Annotated in this window: 2 protein-coding genes (1 of these 2 cut by a window edge); both read left to right on the forward strand. The window is 62.6% G+C overall.

Features of this window, described 5'->3' with window-relative positions; genetic code table 11:
- Nucleotides 1–9,498 carry a non-ribosomal peptide synthetase gene (locus BLR16_RS01345; protein WP_074807681.1) on the forward strand — a complete coding sequence of 3,166 codons (9,498 nt, stop codon included), beginning with the start codon at nt 1–3 and terminating at the stop codon, nt 9,496–9,498.
- Nucleotides 9,495–20,804 carry the 5' portion of a non-ribosomal peptide synthetase gene (locus tag BLR16_RS01350; protein ID WP_092194052.1) on the forward strand. It continues 6,471 nt past the right edge of the window, so 11,310 of the gene's 17,781 nt are visible here — the first part of the coding sequence; its start codon is at nt 9,495–9,497; its stop codon lies off the right edge, out of view. The genes BLR16_RS01345 and BLR16_RS01350 overlap by 4 nt, the downstream gene beginning before the upstream one ends.

The raw sequence follows: 20,804 nt of genomic DNA on the forward strand, positions 1-20,804 counted from the left end.
ATGCTCGCCTCCAGCGCCGCAACATTCCCATTGACCGCTGCTCAGCGCGACGTCTGGCTTGATCAGATCAGCCGCGGTGACTCTCCGCTTTATAACATTGGCGGCTATCTGCAACTGTCCGGAGCGGTTGACCCGACAACCCTGCACAAGGCGCTGGAGCAACTGGTTGGTGCACATGAGGCGCTGCGCACGGTGCTGATGCCGGGTGCCGGAGCGGATGGCGTGCCGCTTCAGACTTATGCGGCCTCCATGCCGGTGTCACTGCCATTTTACGACCTCGGCAGCCACCCCGAGCCGGAGCAGGCAGCGCGAGCACTGATCAACGACAGCATGCGCCGCCCGTACGTGCTCGACGGCAGCCCGCTACTCGACTTTAGCCTCATCCGTCTGGCGGATGATCGCCACTGGCTGGCAGGCCAGGCCCACCACCTGATTCTCGATGGCTGGGGTTTCGCACAGTTGTTCAAGTCCCTGGGCGAGCTTTACAGCGCATTGATGGCAGTTAAAGACCTCGAACTGGTTGCACCGGGGTACAGCGACTTCATTGCAGACGATGCCCGGTATCAGGCATCAGAACGCTATTCGCTGGACAGGGCCTATTGGCTGGAGAAATACCGCGATTTGCCGGAGCCGTTGCTGGTGTCGCGCTATCACAACCGCCGGGCGACTGACCCGGCGCCGTCCCATGCCTGGGTGCAGCCGCTTCCCGGTACCTTGCATGCGCGCATGAAACAATTTGCCGAGCACCACAACGCCTCTGCGTTTCATGTACTGCTGGCGGTTCTGCATGTCTATTTCACGCGCACTGCGCAACGCGACGAGTGGATTGTCGGGCTGCCGCTGCTCAACCGCAGCGGCGCGCGCTTCAAGGCGACGTTGGGTCACTTCGCTCAGGTCAGTGCCGTGCGCATGGCTTTCGACGACGGGCTGGACTTCGCTGCCTTGGTGGTCGAGGTGCGTGACGCACTGAAACGTGACTTCCGTCATCAGCGCTTCCCCTTGAGCGAGCTCAATCGCAGTCTCGAATTGTCGCGTGAGGGACGGGCGCAACTGTTCGAAGTTTCGGTGTCCTACGAGCTGGAGGACCACGGTTACTGCTACACCGATGCGCAGGCGCGGACGGTAAAAGTGTCCAATGGTTACGAGGCGACGCCGCTGGCCATCCACTTGCGCAGCAACAGTTGCAACGACGATGCCTCGCTGCACCTGGTTCACCACCGTGCCTGGATCGATGACGACGAGGCCTCGGCGATTGCCGGACGCTTGCTGCACGTTCTGGAACAGGGGCTGGAAAACCCGGCTTTGAAGATTCAGGACTTCCACCTGTCTGCACCTGCCGAGCAATTGCAACTGCAGACCTGGAATCAGACTGAAACGGCTGTGGGCGACGAGCAACTGATTCATCGACGCATCGAACAGCAGGCCCGTACTCGCCCCTATGCCGTGGCGGCGATATTCCAGGGGCAACACCTGACCTACGCGCAACTCAACCGGCAGGCCAATGCCCTGGCTCAGCGTCTGATCTACCAGGGCGTACGCCCTGACGATCGCGTGGCAATCGTTTCGCGCCGTGGCCTGGAAACCCTGGTAGGGCTTTTGGCCATCCTCAAGGCGGGGGCGGCTTATGTGCCCATCGACCCGTCGCACCCGCGTGAACGCCTGCATTATCTGCTCAGTGACAGCGCGCCGGTGGTGGTGCTGACCCTGTCTTCGCTGATCGAGCGTCTGCCGCCGCTGGCAATGCCGCTGATCGAGCTGGACCATTGCACCGGCGGCCAGGGCGCCGAGAATAATCCGCAGGTAGCGGGGCTGGGCAGCGACAATCTGGTCTACGTCATTTACACATCCGGCTCCACAGGCCAGCCCAAAGGCGTGATGGTAGAGCATCGAACCCTGGCCAATCTGGTTGACTGGCACTGTCAGGCTTTCGATGTGAAGGCGGGTAGTCATACTTCTTGCCTGGCCGGCTTCGGTTTTGACGCGATGGCCTGGGAGGTCTGGCCGACCCTGTGTGCTGGTGCAACCCTGCATCTGGCGCCGGTCCAGGACGGTGGTGAGGACATTGAAGCCATGCTCGACTGGTGGCGCGCGCAACCGCTGGACGTGAGCTTTCTTCCCACCCCGGTGGCCGAGTACGCCTTCAGCCAGAATCACGACCATCCGACCTTGCGTACGCTGCTGATCGGCGGCGATCGTCTGCGCCAGTTCACTCACAACCGCCGTTATGCCGTCGTCAACAACTATGGTCCGACCGAAACCACCGTTGTCGCCACCTCCGGTCAGGTGCAGGCCAATGGCGCGCTGCACATTGGCGGCCCCATCGCCAACACCCGTGTTTACGTACTCGACAAGCACTTGCAAGCGATGCCCGTCGGAGTACCCGGTGAGCTTTACATTGGCGGTGAGGGTGTTGCGCGGGGCTATCTGAACCAGCCGCAACTCACCGACGAGCGCTTTGTTGCCGACCCGTTCAGCGATGTCGCGCAGGCACGTATGTACCGTAGTGGCGATCTTGTACGCTGGAACGGCGACGGGACTCTGGATTACCTGGGCCGTAACGACGACCAGGTGAAGATTCGAGGCATGCGCATCGAGCTGGGCGAAATCGAGTCGGTGCTGGCCAGTCTGGACGGTGTGAAAGACGCAGTCGTGCTGGTTCGCGATCTCCATCTGCTTGCCTGGTTCACCGAAACCGCCACGGTCGACACCGACACGCTGTCAGCGGCAATGCGCGCACGTCTGCCGGGCTACATGGTGCCGCGTGCCTTTACCCGGCTGGCGTCGCTGCCATTGACGGCCAACGGCAAACTTGACCGTCGTGCGCTGCCCGATCCCGACCCGGCGTACCTGCTCGGCAACGCTTATGAAGCACCACAGGGCGAAGTGGAAATCGCCATGGCGGTCATCTGGGCACAAGTGCTGGGCATCGAGCGCGTAGGGCGGCACGACAACTTTTTCGAACTGGGCGGCCATTCACTGCTGGCCGTCAGTCTGGTAGAGCAACTGCGCAAGGCCGGACTCAAGGCGGATGTGCATGTGCTGCTCAGCCAGCCGACACTGGCCGCTCTGGCGGCATCTCAGACGGACGTCAACACCTTCAAAGTGCCGGCAAACCTTATTCCAGCAGGCTGCAAGCAGATCACTCCGGGCATGTTGAGTCTGGTGGCGCTCGAACAGTCAGCCATTGACCGCATCGTCGCCAGCGTACCGGGCGGTGCTGCCAATGTGCAGGATATCTACCCGCTGGCACCGCTGCAGGAAGGCATTCTCTATCACCACCTGATCGCAGAGCACGGCGATACCTATCTGCTGCAATGGCGCCTGGCGTTCGACACGCCGGAGCGCCTGTACAGTTGGGCCGCGGCCTTGCAGGAGGTTATCGACCGCCACGATATCCTGCGCACCTCAGTGGTATGGCAAGGCCTGGAAAGCCCGCAACAGGTGGTCTGGCGCAATGCCGAGCTGACAGTACAAGCCATCGAGTTCGAGGCCGAAGACCCCGAAACAGCTGTCATCGACCGTCTGCAACGCCAGTTCGACGCTCGTCATCATCGACTGGATCTGACCCAGGCCCCCTTGATGCGTCTGGTGCATGCCCAGCAATCGTCGAGCGGCGAAACCGTCGCCATTCTGCTCTTCCACCATCTGGTGCTGGATAACACGGCGATGGAGATCGTCAGCCGCGAGATGCAAGCGTTGCTGTTCGGCCACCGCTATGACTTGAAAACGCCAGTGCCGTATCGCAACTACGTCGCGCAAGTACGCCTGGCCAATGATGAGGCAAGCCACACAGCGTTTTTCACTGAAATGCTCGGTGACGTCGATGAGCCAACCCTGCCTTTTGGCATACAGGACGTACACGCCGATGGCAGTGGCATCGAGGAGGAGCGACGGGCCCTCGACCCTGAGCTGGCGCTGCGGCTGCGCGAACAGGCACGCCAGCTCGGGGTGAGCGCTGCAAGTCTGATGCACGTCGTATGGGCGCGGGTTCTGGGCGTGCTCGCCAATCGTCGCGACGTGGTGTTCGGCACTGTGTTGCTGGGACGCATGGGCGGTGAGGGCGCTGATCGGGCACTCGGTGTGTTTATCAATACCTTGCCGCTGCGCGTGGATACGGCGCAGGACACTCGTTCAGCCGTCAAAGCGGTTCACACGAAGCTGTCTGCGCTGATCGCTCACGAGCAGGCTTCACTGGTACTCGCCCAGGGCTGCAGTGCGGTGGCATCGGGTTCCCCGCTGTTCAGTGCCTTGCTCAATTATCGCCACAGCGGGGAGGTAAAACCGCAGGACGGCGAAGGGCTCTGGCAAGGCGTGCGGGTGCTCGGTGGCGATGTACGCAGCAACTACCCGCTGACCCTCTGCGTGGACGATCTGGGCGAAGGTTTCGACCTGCATATGCTGGCGCAGCAGGGTATGGGAGCCAAGCGTATCGCTTGCTGGGTGCTCAACACGCTGGAGCATCTGCTGGACACTCTGGAACAGGCACTGCCGCTGCGGCTGGAGAACGTAGCGATTCTCGATGCGGCAGAGCGCAACCATTTGTTGCTCGATTTCAATGGCAGCGAGCAGCCGTTCCCGCAGGACTGCACCGTGAATGCGTTGATCGAAGCGCAGGCTGCCAGCCAGCCAGACAGCCCAGCGGTGATTCAGGGCGGCCATGTCCTGACCTATGCTCAGCTCAACCAGCGCGCCAATCGCCTGGCCCACCATCTGATGGGTCTGGGCGTCAAAACCGATGAACGTGTTGCCCTGTGCCTGCACCGTGGTCCCGAACGCCTGGTTGCCATGTTGGCGGTGCTCAAGGCCGGTGCGGCCTACGTGCCGGTCGACCCGGTCTATCCGGCTGAGCGTATTGCCTACCTCCTACAGGACAGCGCGCCCCGCGTGGTTCTGACTGAAAACTTGACTCATGATCTGGCCGGCGATACTGCCCGGGTGAACATCGAGCAGGCTGACTGGCCTGGTTCTTCCGGCAATAACCCCTGCGTTGCGGACCTTGATGCGCAAAAACTGGCGTACGTCATCTACACCTCCGGCTCCACCGGTCAGCCCAAGGGCGTCATGGTCGAGCACTGCACGCTGGTCAATCTGGTGCACTGGCACTGTCAGGCGTTCGCTCTGCAGGCTGGCAGTCATACGGCGAGCGTGGCCGGTTTCGGCTTCGACGCCATGGCCTGGGAAGTGTGGCCGGCGCTGTGTGCCGGTGCAGTGCTGCATCTGCCACCGGCCGAAGTCGGCAACGAGCACGTCGATGAACTGCTCGACTGGTGGCTGGAACAGCCACTTCAGGTCGGTTTCCTGCCCACCCCGGTGGCCGAGCAGGCCTTCAGACGCCCGCGCCAGCACCCGACGCTGCGTACGTTGCTGATCGGCGGCGACCGTCTTCGCCAGTTCGACAGCGACCCTGGCTTCGCCGTGATCAACAATTACGGCCCGACTGAAACCACTGTGGTGGCGACCTCTGGTGCCATGCAGCCGGGCGGCCCGTTGCATATAGGTGGTCCGATCACCAACACTCGCGTGTATGTGCTGGACGAGCAGTTGCAGCCGGTGCCGGTGGGTGTCGTCGGCGAGCTGTATATCGGTGGCGCGGGGGTTGCCCGTGGCTATCTGAATCGTCCGCAAATGACCGAAGAGCGTTTTATTGCCGACCCGTTCAGTGCCGCAACGCAGGCGCGCCTGTATCGCAGCGGCGATCTGGTGCGCTGGAATGCCGATGGCAGCCTCGACTATCTGGGGCGCAACGACGATCAGGTGAAAATTCGCGGCATGCGCATCGAGCTGGGCGAAGTCGAGTCGGCGCTGGCCAGTCAGGCCGAAGTGCAGGACGCCGTGGTGCTGGTGCGCGGTGACCGTTTGCTAGCCTGGTTCACCGAAAATGCTCCCGTCGAACCCGAAGCGCTGCGCGAGGCGTTGCGTGCACGTCTTCCCGCGCACATGGTGCCGCTGGCCTTCACACGCCTGGACGCGCTGCCGCTGACCAGCCATGGCAAGCTTGACCGCCGTGCCTTGCCGGACCCGGAGCTGGAAGCGCTGACCAGTCAGGCCTACGAGGCACCCGTGGGTGCAACGGAGATCCTTATGGCTGATCTCTGGGCGCACGTGCTTGGCCTGGAAAAAGTCGGCAGGCATGACAACTTCTTTGAACTGGGCGGCCACTCGCTGCTGGCGGTCAGTCTGGTCGAGCGCCTGCGCAACGCCGGACTCAGCGTCGATGTACGTGTCCTGCTCGGCCAGCCGACCGTCGCCGCGCTGGCCGCATCCGTGGGTAAAGGGCGTGAAGTCCCGACGCCGCTCAATCGCGTTCCGGCCGGTTGCACCCACATCACGCCAGAGCTGCTGAGCCTGTCACAGCTCGACCAGACGACCATCGAGCGCATTGTCGCCACGGTGCCTGGCGGTGCGGCCAATATTCAGGAAATCTACCCGCTGGCGCCCCTGCAGGAAGGCATCCTCTATCACCACCTGACTGCCGAGCAGGGCGACCCGTACTTGCTGCAATTGCGCATGAACGTCGACAGCCCGGAGCGTCTGGAGGCAGTGGCCGCTGCCTTGCGCAAGGTCATCGCGCGGCACGACAGTCTGCGCACGGCGATCGTCTGGGAAGGCCTGGAAACGCCGCAACAGGTGGTCTGGCGCCAGGCGGATCTGCTTGTCGAGCGTGTGACAATGGCGCAAATCGACACCCCGGCGGGCGCGGCGCGTATGGACTTGAGCTGTGCGCCGCTGATCCGCCTGGCCTACTGCCCGGACGCGGAAGGCCCAGGCCTGTCGGCAACGCTGCGCTTCCATCACATTGTGGTGGACGCCACTGCACTCGAAGTCATGCGCGAAGAAATGCTCGCCCATCTGCGCGGCGAGCCGGGCCCGACTCAGCCCCCTGTGCCGTATCGCAACTATGTGGCTCAGGCACGCCTGGGTGTCAGCGAGGCGGAGCATGAGGCGTATTTCCGCGAACAACTGGGCGATATAGACGAGCCGACGTTGCCATTCGATCTGCGCGATGTGCAGGGTGACGGCCGTTGCATCGAGGAAGCCCAGCAGGCGCTGCCGGATGCGTTGCTACAGCGCCTGCGCAGTCAGGCGCGACAACTGGGTGTCAGCGTCGCCAGCCTGTTGCATCTGGCCTGGGCGCGGGTTCTGGGCGCGGCCACCGGCAATGACCGCGTGGTATTCGGCACTGTGCTGCTGGGTCGTTTGCAGGGCGGTGCGGGTGCCGACCGTGGTATGGGCATGTTCATCAATACGCTACCGTTGCGGGTCGATCTGGGCAACCTCAGTGTGCGCGACGGCGCACGTGCCACACATGCACGACTGGCGGCACTGCTTGGCCATGAGCACGCATCCCTGGCTCAGGCACAGCGCTGGAGCGGGGTGGCAGCGCCATTGCCGTTGTTCAGTGCAATCCTCAACTATCGACACGCAGCAGGCCAGGCGCGCCAGGATGCGCAGCTCGATGCATGGCAAGGCCTGGAGATTCTGACCAGCGAGAAGCACACCAACTACCCGTTGAGCCTCAACGTCGACGATCTGGGCGACAGCCTGCGTCTGAGCGTTACCGTGCCACCCCGGGTAGGGGCGCAACGTATCTGTGCTTATGTGCAGCAGACGCTGGTGACCATGCTTGACGCCCTTGAAGGCCAGCCGGATCTGCCGGTGCAGCACCTGTCGGTACTCGGCGCTGAAGAGCGGCAGCGTTCGCTGGTCGACTTCAACGCCACGACGATCCACCACGATCTTCAGCAAACCCTGCACGGGCTGTTCGAAGCCCAGGCGGTGCGTACGCCGCAGGCGATAGCCCTGCGCGCCGGACGTGCACAATTGAGCTATCGCCAGCTCAATGAACAGGCCAACAGCCTGGCTCATCACCTGATCGATCTGGGCGTGCGGCCCGATCAACGGGTCGCGATCTGCGTCGAGCGCGGCCTGTCGATGGTGATCGGTCTGCTGGCGATCCTCAAGGCCGGTGGCGCTTACGTACCACTGGACCCCAGCTACCCGCGCGAGCGTTTGCAGTACATGGTCAAGGACAGCACGCCGGTCGCCTTGCTGGTACAGGCCGGCACCCGCGATCTGCTCGACGACGAGCACGCCCTGCGGATCGATCTGGACAGCGTGACCTGGGACGCACAGCGTAATCAGAATCCGCGCGTTACCGGCCTGACCGCGGAGCATCTGGCGTATGTGATCTACACCTCGGGCTCCACCGGCACGCCGAAAGGAGTGATGGTCGAGCACCGCAACGTCAGCAACCTGGTGCAGTGGAGCTCGGTGTTGTGCCCACCCAGCTCGGACACCGTCTTGCTGCAAAAGACCCCGATCAGCTTCGACGCCTCGGTCTGGGAGATCTTCTGGCCACTGAGCAGTGGTATTGCGCTGGTGCTCGCGCGTCCTGACGGCCAGCGCGATCCTGCCTACCTGGCGCAAGTGATTCAGGAACGCCAGGTCAGCGTGGTGCAGTTCGTTCCTGCGCTGTTGCAGCAGTTTCTCGATTTGCCGCAGAGCAGCGCGTGCAGCAGCCTGACCGACGTGGTCTGCGGGGGCGGTGAGCTGACCGTGGAGATGGCCGCGCAGCTACGCAAACGTTTGCCAGGGGTGCGCCTGCACAACGTGTATGGCCCGACCGAAACCACCGTCGATTGCAGTGTCTGGACGCTGCGACCCAACGAAGCCGTGCCGGACAGCGCCTTGCCTATCGGGCGTCCGATCAGCAACACGCGGCTTTACGTGCTCGATGCCCATGACCAGCCCGTACCGCAGGGGGTTATCGGCCAGCTGCATATCGGCGGTGCCGGGGTGACGCGTGGCTACCTGAACCTGCCAAAGACCGACGCCGAGCGTTTTATCGACAGCCCCTTCGTGACGGGTGATCGCCTGTACCGCAGTGGCGATCTGGCACGCCAGCGGGCAGACGGTAACCTCGAGTTCCTTGGCCGCAACGACGATCAGGTGAAGATCCACGGATTGCGTATCGAACCGGGCGACATTCAGGCCTGCCTGATCAACCATCCGGGTATCGAACAGGCAATCGTTCTGGTGCGCGACGAGCAACCGGGCGGGCAGCGGCTGGTGGCCTATTACACCGGCACACAGCTGCCGGTCGAGACCTTGCGTGAGGTGCTGCGCGCGCAGTTGCCGGATTACATGGTGCCAGCACTGTTCATGCATATGGATGCCATGCCCCTGAGCCCCAACGGCAAGCTGGACCGCAAGGCGCTGCCTGCGCCCGGGCAGGATGCGCTCCTGACCCGCCCTTATGAAGCACCGCAAGGCGAAACCGAAGCCTTGCTGGCCAGGCTCTGGAGCGAACTGCTCGGGGTCGGGCAGGTCGGCCGTCATGACAATTTTTTCGAGCTGGGCGGTCATTCGCTGCTGGCGGTGAGTCTGACTGCGCGCCTGCGCCAGGAAGGCATCGAGGCCGATGTACGGGCGCTTTTCGAACAACCTACGCTGGCGGGCTACGCAGCCATCACAGAGAACATGGAGATTACCCTGTGAGCATCAACGAACTCTTGGCGACACTCAAAGCTCACGAAATCCACCTGACGGTCAAGGACGGTCAATTGGTGGTACAGGGCAATCGCCGTGCCTTGACCGAGAACGGGCTACTTGAACATCTGCGTGAGCATAAGCCGGCGCTGATCGAGCTCATCGAACAGGGCGATTATCAGAACGGCAAGCGCGGCGCACCGGCATTGCCAGCCAACGGCATCGAACAGGGTTGCGAGCTAATCACTCCCGCAATGGTGACGCTGGTGGACCTTGATCAGGCGGCTATCGACCTGTTGATGGACGCGATACCGGGAGGTGCCGCGAATGTCCAGGACATCTACCCGCTGGCGCCGCTGCAGCAGGGCATTCTTTACCACCACGTCACCGCCACCCAGGGCGATCCCTATGTCATGCAGGTGCAATTCGCCTTTTCCGATCAGGCACGTCTGAACGCGTTCGCCGAGGCGTTGCAAACCGTCATTACCCGGCATGACATTCTGCGTACGTCGGTGCACTGGAAGGGGCTGGAAACCCCGGTGCAGGTGGTCTGGCGCCACGCTGAACTGAAGGTCGACCGCTCGCCGCTCGCGGCAGACCTGACGATGGACCTGGGCCAGGCGCCGCTGATGCGCCTGGTCTGCCATGCCCCTGCGGCAGGGCAACGGGTCGAAGCTACGCTGCTGTTCCACCACATTGCCATGGACCACAGTGCCCTTGAGGTGGTGCGCCATGAAATACAGGCCTGCCTGTCAGGGCAAGCTGAAATGCTGGGCGTACCGGTACCGTTTCGCAACTATGTCGGACAGGCGCTGCTGGGCGTCAGCGAAGCTCAGCATGAAGCGTTTTTTCGCGAAATGCTGGGTGATCTCGACGAACCGACACTGGCCTACGGCCTGCAGGATTTGAGCGGTGAGGGAGATGCCATCGAAGAGCACAGCGTCACGCTCGATCAGCAGTTGTGTCAGCGCCTGCGCGCTCAGTCGCGAACCCTGGGCATCAGTGTCGCCAGCCTGTTCCATCTGGGCTGGGCACGGGTGCTGGCGGGCCTCGCCGGACAATCGCAGGTGGTATTCGGCACCGTGCTGATGGGACGCCTGCTGGGTGCCGAAGCCACAGAGCGGGCGCTGGGCATCTTCATCAACACATTGCCGCTGCGCCTCGATCTGGCTGAGCAGGGCGTGCAAGCCGCAGTGCGCGCCACCCATCAGCGCCTGACCGCGCTGATGCGCCACGAACACGCACCGCTGGCACTGGCGCAGCGCTGCAGTGGGGTAAAGGCGCCGACGCCGTTGTTCAACGCGTTGCTCAACTACCGCCACAGTGCGCCGGCGCAGGCGTCCGGTGAAACATGGCAAGGCATTGAAGTGCTACAGGCTCAGGAGCGCAGCAATTATCCGCTGGTACTGAGCGTCGATGATCTGGGTGAAGCCTTTGGCTTGACGGCACAAGCCACCGCAGGCATCGACCCGCAAAGCATTTGCGCCTATATGCAATGGACCATGGAAAGCGTGGTCGATGCGCTGGAGCAGACGCCGCAGATGCCGGTCGAACAGCTTGATATCGTGCCTGCCAGCGAGCGTGCGCGGTTGTTGCTGGACTTCAATGACCGACGTGCCGACTACGAACGCAGGCTGACGATTCATCAGCGTATCGAACAGCTGGCAGAGCAGCAGCCTGACGCCATTGCCGCACAGGTAGGTGCACAACACCTGAGCTACCGCGAGCTGAACGCGCGGGCCAATGCGCTCGCCGATCATTTGCTCAGTCTTGGCGTACAACCCGATGACCGTGTGGCGGTGGTAGCGCGGCGCAGCCTGGAGACGCTGGTCGGCTTGCTGGCAGTGCTCAAGGCCGGTGCGGGCTATGTGCCGGTCGATCCGGCGCACCCGGATGAGCGCATTGCCTATCTGCTCGGCGACAGCGCGCCGGTTGCGGTATTGGCTCAACCGGCGTTTGTCGAACGCCTGCAAGGGTTGGGCCTGGCGGGATTGAACACCACGCTGATCGAGCTGGACCTGGCAAACTGGCCGGAGCAGCAAGACAATCCTCATATCGCCACGCTCGATGCGACCCATCTCGCCTACGTGATCTACACCTCGGGCTCGACCGGCCACCCCAAGGGCGTGATGGTCGAACACCGCTCGCTGAACAATCTGATCGACTGGCACCGTGAGGCCTTCGATCTGCACGCGGGCAGTCATACCGCCAGTGTGGCGGGCTTCGGTTTCGACGCCATGGCCTGGGAAATCTGGCCGGCCTTGTGCGCCGGGGCGACGCTGCACCTGCCACCGGCCGAAATTGGCAATGAGCAGCTCGATGCGCTGCTTGACTGGTGGATCGCCCAGCCACTGCAGGTCGCTTTTCTGCCCACTCCGGTGGCCGAATACGCTTTCAGTCGCAATCTGCGTCATCCAACCCTGCGCACGCTGCTGATCGGCGGTGACCGGCTACGCCAGTTCCATCGCGATCCCGGTTTTGCGGTGATCAACAATTATGGCCCCACCGAAACCACGGTGGTCGCCACCTCCGGTCGCTTACTACCCGACGGCAGCCTGGACATCGGCAAACCGGTCGCCAACACCTCGATTTACCTGCTTGATGAACGCCAACAGTTGGTCCCGCTCGGGGTACCGGGCGAGCTGTATATCGGCGGCGACAGTGTCGCCCGCGGTTATCTGAATCAACCGCAACTGACAGCAGAACGCTTTATGCATGACCCGTTCGCCGGGCAACCACAGGCGCGCATGTACCGCACCGGGGATCTGGCGCGCTGGAATGCTGATGGCACCCTGGAATATCTGGGTCGTAATGACGATCAGGTGAAAATTCGTGGGGTGCGCATCGAGCTGGGAGAAATCGAAAACCAGTTCAGCCAATTGCCGGGTATCGAGGAAGCACTGGTACTGGCTCGTGAAGACGAACCGGGGCAACCACGGCTGGTGGGCTACTTCACCGAGCGTGCAGGCGCTGCCGCCAGCAGCGTGGAACAATTACGTACCGCGCTGCTGGCCCGTCTGCCGGGTTATATGGTGCCCGGCGCATTGGTGCGCCTGGACAGCTGGCCGTTGACGGCCAATGGCAAGGTTGACCGCCGTGCCTTGCCGGTACCCGACCGCGCCGCGCTGTCGACCGGCGAATACCAGGCCCCGCAAGGCGATCTGGAGAGCGCACTGGCCTTGATCTGGAGCGAATTGCTGCAGGTCGAGCGAGTAGGGCGTCATGACCGTTTCTTCGAGCTGGGCGGTCATTCGCTGCTGGCCATGCGCATGGTTTCTCAGGTACGTCAGCGCCTGTCACTGGAACTGGCCCTTGGCGACCTGTTTGCCGACAGTTCGCTGATCGCGGTCGCACACTGCCTGACCGCTGCCGCGCGCAGTCAGTTGCCGGCCATCGAAGTGCAGCCGCGCAATGGTCCTGTACCTTTGTCTTCTGCTCAACAGCGCATCTGGTTCATGGCGCAAATGGAAGATGCCAACAGCGCCTACAATATCTCGCTGGGCCTGAAACTGAGCGGTCCGCTGGACAGTCGAGCATTGACGCGTGCGCTGGAACGTATTGTGGCCCGCCACGACAGCCTGCGCAGCCGCTTCAGCCAGGAAGACGACAATGCCTGGGTACAGGCAGCGCCGGTGACTGAAGTGCCGCGCATCTGCTGGCAGGATTTACGCGATCAGGACCCGCAAGCGCTGCAGGCAGCGATCAGGGAAGAGGCCGCGCAGCCCTTCGACTTGCAGCATGACCTGCCGATCCGTGGCCGTTTGCTGTGTCTGGCTGAAGACCGTCACGTCTTGTTGCTGACCGTGCATCACATCGTTGCTGACGGCTGGTCACTGGGCGTACTGACCCGCGAGCTGACCGCGCTCTACCAGGCGTTCAGTCAAGGGCAGGACGATCCACTGCCCGCGCTGGCGCTGCAATATGGCGATTACGCCGTGTGGCAACACAACTGGCTGGACGACGAGCGGTTGAGTCATCAGGCCGATTACTGGCAGCAGACCCTGACGGGTGCGCCGGTATTGCTGACCTTGCCCACTGACCGGCCGCGTCCTGCGCATCAGGACTACACCGGGGCCAGCGTCGCGCTGGATCTCGATCCGCGTCTGAGCAACGACCTCAGAGCCTTCTGCCAGGCACAGTCGATGACACCGTTCATGCTGTTCATGGGCGCATGGGCCGTATTGCTGGCGCGGCTGTCCGGGCAGGAAGAGGTGGTCGTCGGCATGCCGGTTGCCAACCGCCGTCGTGCTGAAATCGAAGGCTTGATCGGTCTGTTCGTCAACACCCTGGCCGTGCGTGTCGACACGTCGGGCGAGCCGGATGTGGTGACGCTGCTGGAGCGCATCAAGGCCCGCGTAGTGGAAGCGCAGGACCATCAGGACCTGCCTTTCGAACAAGTGGTGGAGCGCCTGCGGCCGCCGCGCAGCCTCGCGCACAGCCCGTTATTCCAGGCATCGCTGACCTGGGACGGCAGCCAGGGGCTGGAATTGCAACTGGGCGATATGCAGCTCGAACCGCTGGATGAACAGGCCGCTTTTGCGAAATTCGACCTGGCGCTGAGCGTCAGCGATGGCCCCGACCATTTCCGCTGCATCGTGGAATATGCCACGGCTTTGTTTGACCACGACACCATCGAACGCTATCTGGGGTATCTGGAGGCGATACTGCGCGCCATGGTGGCTGACAGCCAGACGGTTGTGAGCCACATTCCGCTGCTGTCGGAGGCCGAGCGTCTGCAATTGACCGAAGGTTTCAATGCACCCGATGCGGTTTATCCGCAAGAGCAGACGCTGCACAGTCAGTTTGAAGCGCAAGCGCAGCGCACGCCGGATGCGATTGCCGTCAGCTATGAAGAGGAGTCTTGGAGCTACGCGACACTTAACGCCCAGGCCAACAGGATCGCGCATCGCCTGATTGGCATGGGCATTGGTGCGGACGACCGAGTCGCCATCTGCACGCCTCGCGGCCTGCAGATGATCGCCGGCCTGCTGGGGATCCTCAAAGCCGGTGCCGCCTACGTGCCACTGGACCCGGCTTATCCGCTTGAACGTCTGGCTTATACCCTTGAGGACAGCGCACCGGTGGCGTTGTTGAGTCAGCGTTCAGTGCAGGGCACCTTGCCGGTCTCGGAAGTGCCGGTAATCAGTCTCGACGACGACTTGCAGGACGAATCCGTCTGCAATCCGCAGGTGCTGGTAAAGCCCGGCAACCTGGCTTATGTGATCTACACCTCCGGCTCTACCGGTAAGCCCAAAGGCGTGATGATCGAACACCGCAACGTTGCGCGGCTGTTCTCGGCCACCGAAGCATGGTTCGGTTTCAACCAGCAGGATGTCTGGGCGCTGTTCCATTCGTTCGCCTTCGACTTTTCGGTCTGGGAAATCTGGGGCGCGTTGCTGCATGGCGGGCATTTGGTGATCGTGCCGCAACTGGTCAGCCGCTCGCCCGAAGACTTCTATACGTTGCTGTGCCGCGCCGGGGTGACGGTGCTCAACCAGACGCCGAGTGCGTTCCGTCAGCTGATTGCTGCACAGGGCGAGAACGGCCAGGCGCATGTGTTGCGCAAGGTGATCTTTGGCGGTGAAGCGCTGGACACAGTCATACTCAAGCCGTGGTATGCCCGCAACGTGAATGCCGGCACACAACTGGTGAACATGTACGGCATCACTGAAACCACCGTGCATGTGACCTATTACCCGTTGCAGCCCGAAGACGCTCAGCGCCTTGGCGCCAGCCCGATTGGCAGGCGCATTCCCGACTTGCAGCTGTATGTCCTCGATGCCCGCGGCGAGCCGGTGCCGATGGGCGTGGTTGGCGAGCTGTATGTCGGCGGCGCCGGTGTGGCACGCGGCTACCTGAACCGTGAAGCACTGACGGCCGAACGTTTCCTCGACAACCCGTTCAGCCACGCCCCTGATGCGCGTATGTACCGTACCGGTGACCTGGGCCGCTGGCTGGCCGATGGCAGCCTGGAATACATGGGCCGTAATGACGAACAGGTCAAGATTCGTGGTTTCCGTATCGAACTGGGTGAGATCGCCGCTCGCCTGAACGATCATCCAGATGTTATCGACGCTGTGGTGGTGGCGCGCGAGGATGTGCCGGGTGACAAACGACTGGTTGGCTATTACACCTCGGGTGAAGGTAAACCCGGGCTGGATATCGAACAGTTGCGTGCCTGGCTGTCGGGCCTGCTCCCCGATTACATGGTGCCTGCGGCCTATGTACGGCTGGCCAGCCTGCCGGTGACGGCGAACGGCAAACTGGACCGCAAGAGCCTGCCGGCACCGGATCGCGACAGCATTGCCAGCCGCGCCTATGAAGCGCCGCAAGGGGCGATCGAAACCGCCCTGGCGAGCCTCTGGGCCGAGCTGCTGCATGTGGAGCAGGTCGGTCGTCAGGATAATTTCTTTGAACTGGGCGGCCACTCGTTGCTGGCCGTGACCCTGATTGCGCGCATGCGTCGTCTGGACATGCGTGCGGACATTCGCGTTCTGTTTGTCCAGCCTACGCTGGCGGCGCTGGCGGCGGCCGTAGGTTGCGACACTGAAATCAATGTGCCAGCCAACCTGATCGATGCGCACTGTCAGCGCATCACTCCTGAACTGCTGCCGCTGGTGGCGCTGGATCAGCCCGCTATCGACCGTATCGTGGCGCGGGTGCCGGGCGGTGCTGCGAATGTGCAGGATATCTACCCGCTGGGCCCGTTGCAGACCGGTATTCTTTATCACCACCTGACAGCTGGGGACCGCGATCCTTATCTGCTGCAGCCGCAGTTCGCCTTTGCCGACGCCTCGCGTCTCGACGCTTTTTGCCATGCCTTGCAGCGCGTGATCGAGCGCAACGATATCCTGCGCACCGGGTTGTTCTGGGAGGGTTTGCAAGCGCCGGTGCAGGTGGTCTGGCGTCAGGCGCCATTGCGGGTTGAAGAGACCGCCTTGCAGGACCTTTTCAATGCACCACGCGTGGACCTGACGCAGGCGCCGCTGTTGCAGCTGGTTTATGCCCATGATCCAGCCAACAAAAGGATCGCAGCAGTGCTGCGCTACCACCATGTGATCATGGACCATATCGGCCTCGATATATTGAGCCATGAGTTGCAGGCCATACTGCTGGACAACGAAGCTCAGCTCGCAGCGCCCGTGCCTTACCGGAACTACATCGCCCACGTTGTGCAAGGGCCTGGCGACGACGCTCATGAAGCGTTCTTCCGCGAGCAGTTAGGCGATATCGATGAGCCGACCTTGCCTTACGGCCTGTTAACGGCATCCGCAGAGCAGATTCCTGGCGAAGCCCGTCTCACGCTGGACGGCGGCCTGTGCCGTCAGGTTCGCGACCAGGCAAGGCAGTTGGGGGTCAGCGCTGCCACGTTGATGCACCTTGCCTGGGCGAAGGTACTGGGCCAGTTGTCCGGGCGTGACAGCGTGGTATTCGGCACCGTGCTGCTTGGACGGTTACGCGGCGGTGAAGGCGGTGAGCGCGCCCTGGGTGTGTTCATCAATACCTTGCCATTGCGCATGGATCTGGGCGGGCATTGCGCGCGCAGTGCGGTGCTCGACCTTCATGGTCGTCTGGTCGGGATGCTTGCCCACGAGCACGCTCAGTTGGCTCTGACCCAGCGCTGCAGTGCCTTGCCGGCTGGCGCGCCACTGTTCAATACGCTGCTCAATTACCGCCACAGTGCTGTGCCTGAGGTCGATGACCAGGCGAACAACACGGCATGGCAGGGGATTGAGGTGGTGCATGCAGAGGAGCGCAGCAACTACCCGCTGACCTTGAGTATCGATGACTTCGGCGATGGTTTCAGCCTGACAGCCCAGGCTGCGCCGGGCATTGATCCGCAACGGATTTGCGCCTACGTACAACAAGCCCTTGTCCACCTGGTGCAGGCCCTGGAGCAGCAATCGGCAGCAGCCCTGATCGAATCGTCAGTGGTGCCGGAGGCAGAACGCGAGCGTCTGTCGGTAACGTTCAACGATACCCGGCGTGACTACCCCCGCGAACAGCCCGTGCACCTTCTGTTCGAACGCCGCGCTGCGCTTCACCCGCATGCAGTGGCTGCCGTACATGGCCGTCGTTCACTCACTTACGGTGAGTTGAACGAACGCGCCAACCACTTGGCTCACTACCTGCTGGGACAAGGTGTGCGGCCGAACGAACACGTGGCAATCCTGCTGCCGCGCTCGCTGGAGCTGCTCATCAGCCAGTTGGCGATCTGCAAGTGCGCAGCGACCTACGTGCCGCTGGACGTCAACGCGCCTGCCGAGCGCCAGCATTACATGCTCGATGACTGCCAGGCGAAATGTGTGCTGACACAGAGCGCCATCTCGATGGGCTCGACGGTGCAGCGCATCGATCTGGACCGGTTGAACCTTGATGACCAGCCTGCGCATGACCCGGGCCTGCCACAGGCGTCCGACACAGCGGCTTACGTCATGTATACCTCCGGTTCGACGGGCGCCCCGAAAGGCGTCCGCGTGGCCCATCGCGGCATTGCCAGGCTGGTATTGAACAACGGTTATGCCGACTTCAACGAGCAGGACAGCATCGCCTTTGCCTCCAACCCGGCATTCGATGCCAGCACCATGGAAGTCTGGGGTGCCTTACTCAACGGCGGGCAACTGTTGGTGATCGAACACACCACGCTGATCGACCCGACGCGTTTCAGTGCAGCCCTGCGTCAGGGCAATGTCAGCGTGCTGTTTTTGACCAGCGCGCTGTTCAACCAGTACGTGCAACTGATCCCCGAGGCACTCGGCGGCCTTCGGCTGTTGCTTTCCGGCGGTGAGCGTGCCGACACGGCGAGCTTCCGCACGCTGCTTGCCCAGGCTCCGGGCCTGCACTTGTTGAATGTGTATGGCCCCACAGAAACGACTACCTTCGCGACCGCCAGCGATGTACGAACGCTGGGCGATAATGCCGAATCAATACCGATCGGCAGGCCTATCGGTAACACGACGGTCTACGTACTCGATGCTCATCAGCACCTGACGCCGTTGGGCGCGATTGGCGAGCTTTACATTGGTGGTGACGGTGTAGCGCTGGGCTATCTGAATCGTCCGGACCTGACCGCAGAGAAGTTTATCGCCGACCCGTTCAGCGATCAGCCCGGCGCGGTGATGTACCGCACCGGCGATCTGGGCCGCTGGCTGGAGGACGGCCAGCTGGAATGTCTGGGACGCAACGACGATCAAGTGAAAATCCGCGGTTTCCGTATCGAGCTGGGCGAGATCGTCAACTGCCTGCACCAGTTGCCGGGCATCAGGGAGGCTGTGGTTCTGGCGCGCGAGGATGAGCCGGGCAATGTGCGTCTGGTTGCCTATTTCACCAGCCGACTGGACACCGAAGCGCCTGCACCAGAGCAAATGCGGGCTCACTTGCAGGCCAACCTGCCGGAATACATGGTGCCTGGAGCCTTTGTCGAGCTGACCGCTCTGCCGCTGACGGCCAACGGCAAGCTGGACAGCCGTGCACTGCCCAAACCGGATCATTCGTCGCTGTTGGGGCTGGCCTACGAGCCACCGCAGGGAGAGATTGAAATCGCCCTGGCGCAGATCTGGGCTGAAGTTCTGCAGCTCGAGCGGGTCGGTCGCCATGATCACTTTTTCGATCTGGGCGGGCACTCCCTGCTGGCCATGCGCATGGTGTCGCAGGTGCGTCAGCAGATGGGGATGGAATTGCCATTGGGCGAACTCTTCGCGCTGGGCGAACTGGCAGCCGTGGCCAGTGCGCTGGCTGGTACCGGACGCAGTGAACTGTCACTGATCCTGCCTGCGCCGCGTGATCAGTCGCTACCGCTGTCGTTTGCCCAGCAGCGTTTGTGGTTTCTGGCACAAATGGAGGGCGGCAATCAGGCCTACAACATCCCGCTGGCCCTCAGTCTGCAAGGATCGCTGGATGTGGCAGCGTTGACGGCCGCGCTTGGGCGGATCGTCGAGCGCCACGAAACCCTGCGCAGCCGCTTCATCGCCCGCGAGGAGGGTGCCGAAGTGGTGTTTATACCTGCGACGGCCATGTCGTTCCTGCCTATCGAAGACCTGCGTCAACACCCGCACACCCTGACCGAACGCGTCGTAACAGAGGCCACCGCAGCGTTCGATCTGACGCGTGGGCCGCTGATCCGTGGCTGCCTGCTACAGGTGGAGGACGAGCGGCACGTGTTGTTGCTGACCGTGCACCACATCGTCTCCGATGGTTGGTCGATGGGAGTTCTGACCCGCGAATTACTGGCGTTGTACCCGGCGCTGCGTCGCGGCGAGGCCGATCCACTGCCAGCGCTGAGCATCCAGTACGCCGACTATGCGGTCTGGCAGCAGGGCTGGATGAGCGGCGAACGTCTGCAACATCAGGCTGCCTATTGGCGGCAGGCGCTGGAAGGCGCACCGACACTGCTGACCCTGCCTGCAGACCGGCCGCGTCCGGCGCAGCAGGATTTCGCCGGTGCCAGCCTCAACGTGCGGCTGGATGGGCAACTGACCGCAGGTCTGCGTGCGCTGGCACAGCGGCAAGGTGTCACGCTGTACATGACCTTGCTGACTGCGTGGGGCGCACTGCTGTCGCGTCTTTCCGGTCAGGCCGAGGTGGTGATCGGCAGCCCGATCGCGGGCCGTGGTCGGGCCGAGCTGGAAGGGCTGATCGGTCTGTTCGTCAATACGCTGGCCATACGCATCGACACGGCATCGGCACCCACCGGTGAGGCGCTGCTGGCACAGGTCAGGACGCGAGTACTGGAGGCTCAGGACCATCAGGATCTGCCGTTCGAGCAGGTCGTGGAAATCCTCCGCCCGACACGCAGTCTGGCCCACGGTCCATTGTTCCAGACGACGCTGAACTGGCTGGCCGGGGAAACGACGTTACCGGAGATGGACGGGCTGTTGCTGACGACGGTTGAGCAGCAGAGTCAGGTCTCCAAGTTCGATCTGTCGCTTAACCTCGGCGAGCAGGGTGATGCTTTGTTCGGCACGCTGGACTACGCCACTGCACTGTTCGACGAGGCAACAGTGCAGCGTTATTACGGTTATTTCGAACAGTTGCTGCGCACGCTGGTGAATAACCAGCAGGTGGTGCTTGCTGATATCCCGCTGGTGGGCCAGCAGGAACGCGAGTATCTGCTCGAAAGCCTCAACGCCAGCGCGGTGAATCTGCCGCAAGGTCAGACCATTCATGCCCTGATAGAAGCACGCGCCGAAGGCACGCCCGAAGCCGTTGCCGCCAGGGTCGGCGAGCAGTCACTGAGCTACGCGCAGCTGAACCGTCAGGCGAACAGCCTTGCCCATCATCTGATCAGCCTGGGCGTGCGCCCGGATGATCGCGTC

It is taken from the genome of Pseudomonas sp. BS3767 (genome assembly GCF_900099665.1).
In the GTDB taxonomy this organism is placed as follows: Bacteria; Pseudomonadota; Gammaproteobacteria; order Pseudomonadales; family Pseudomonadaceae; genus Aquipseudomonas; species Aquipseudomonas cerasi.

Coding starts and splice junctions, on each gene's coding strand:
- BLR16_RS01345 (WP_074807681.1), top strand. CDS start 1: ATGCTCGCCTCCAGCGCCGCAACATTCCCATTGACCGCTGCTCAGCGC.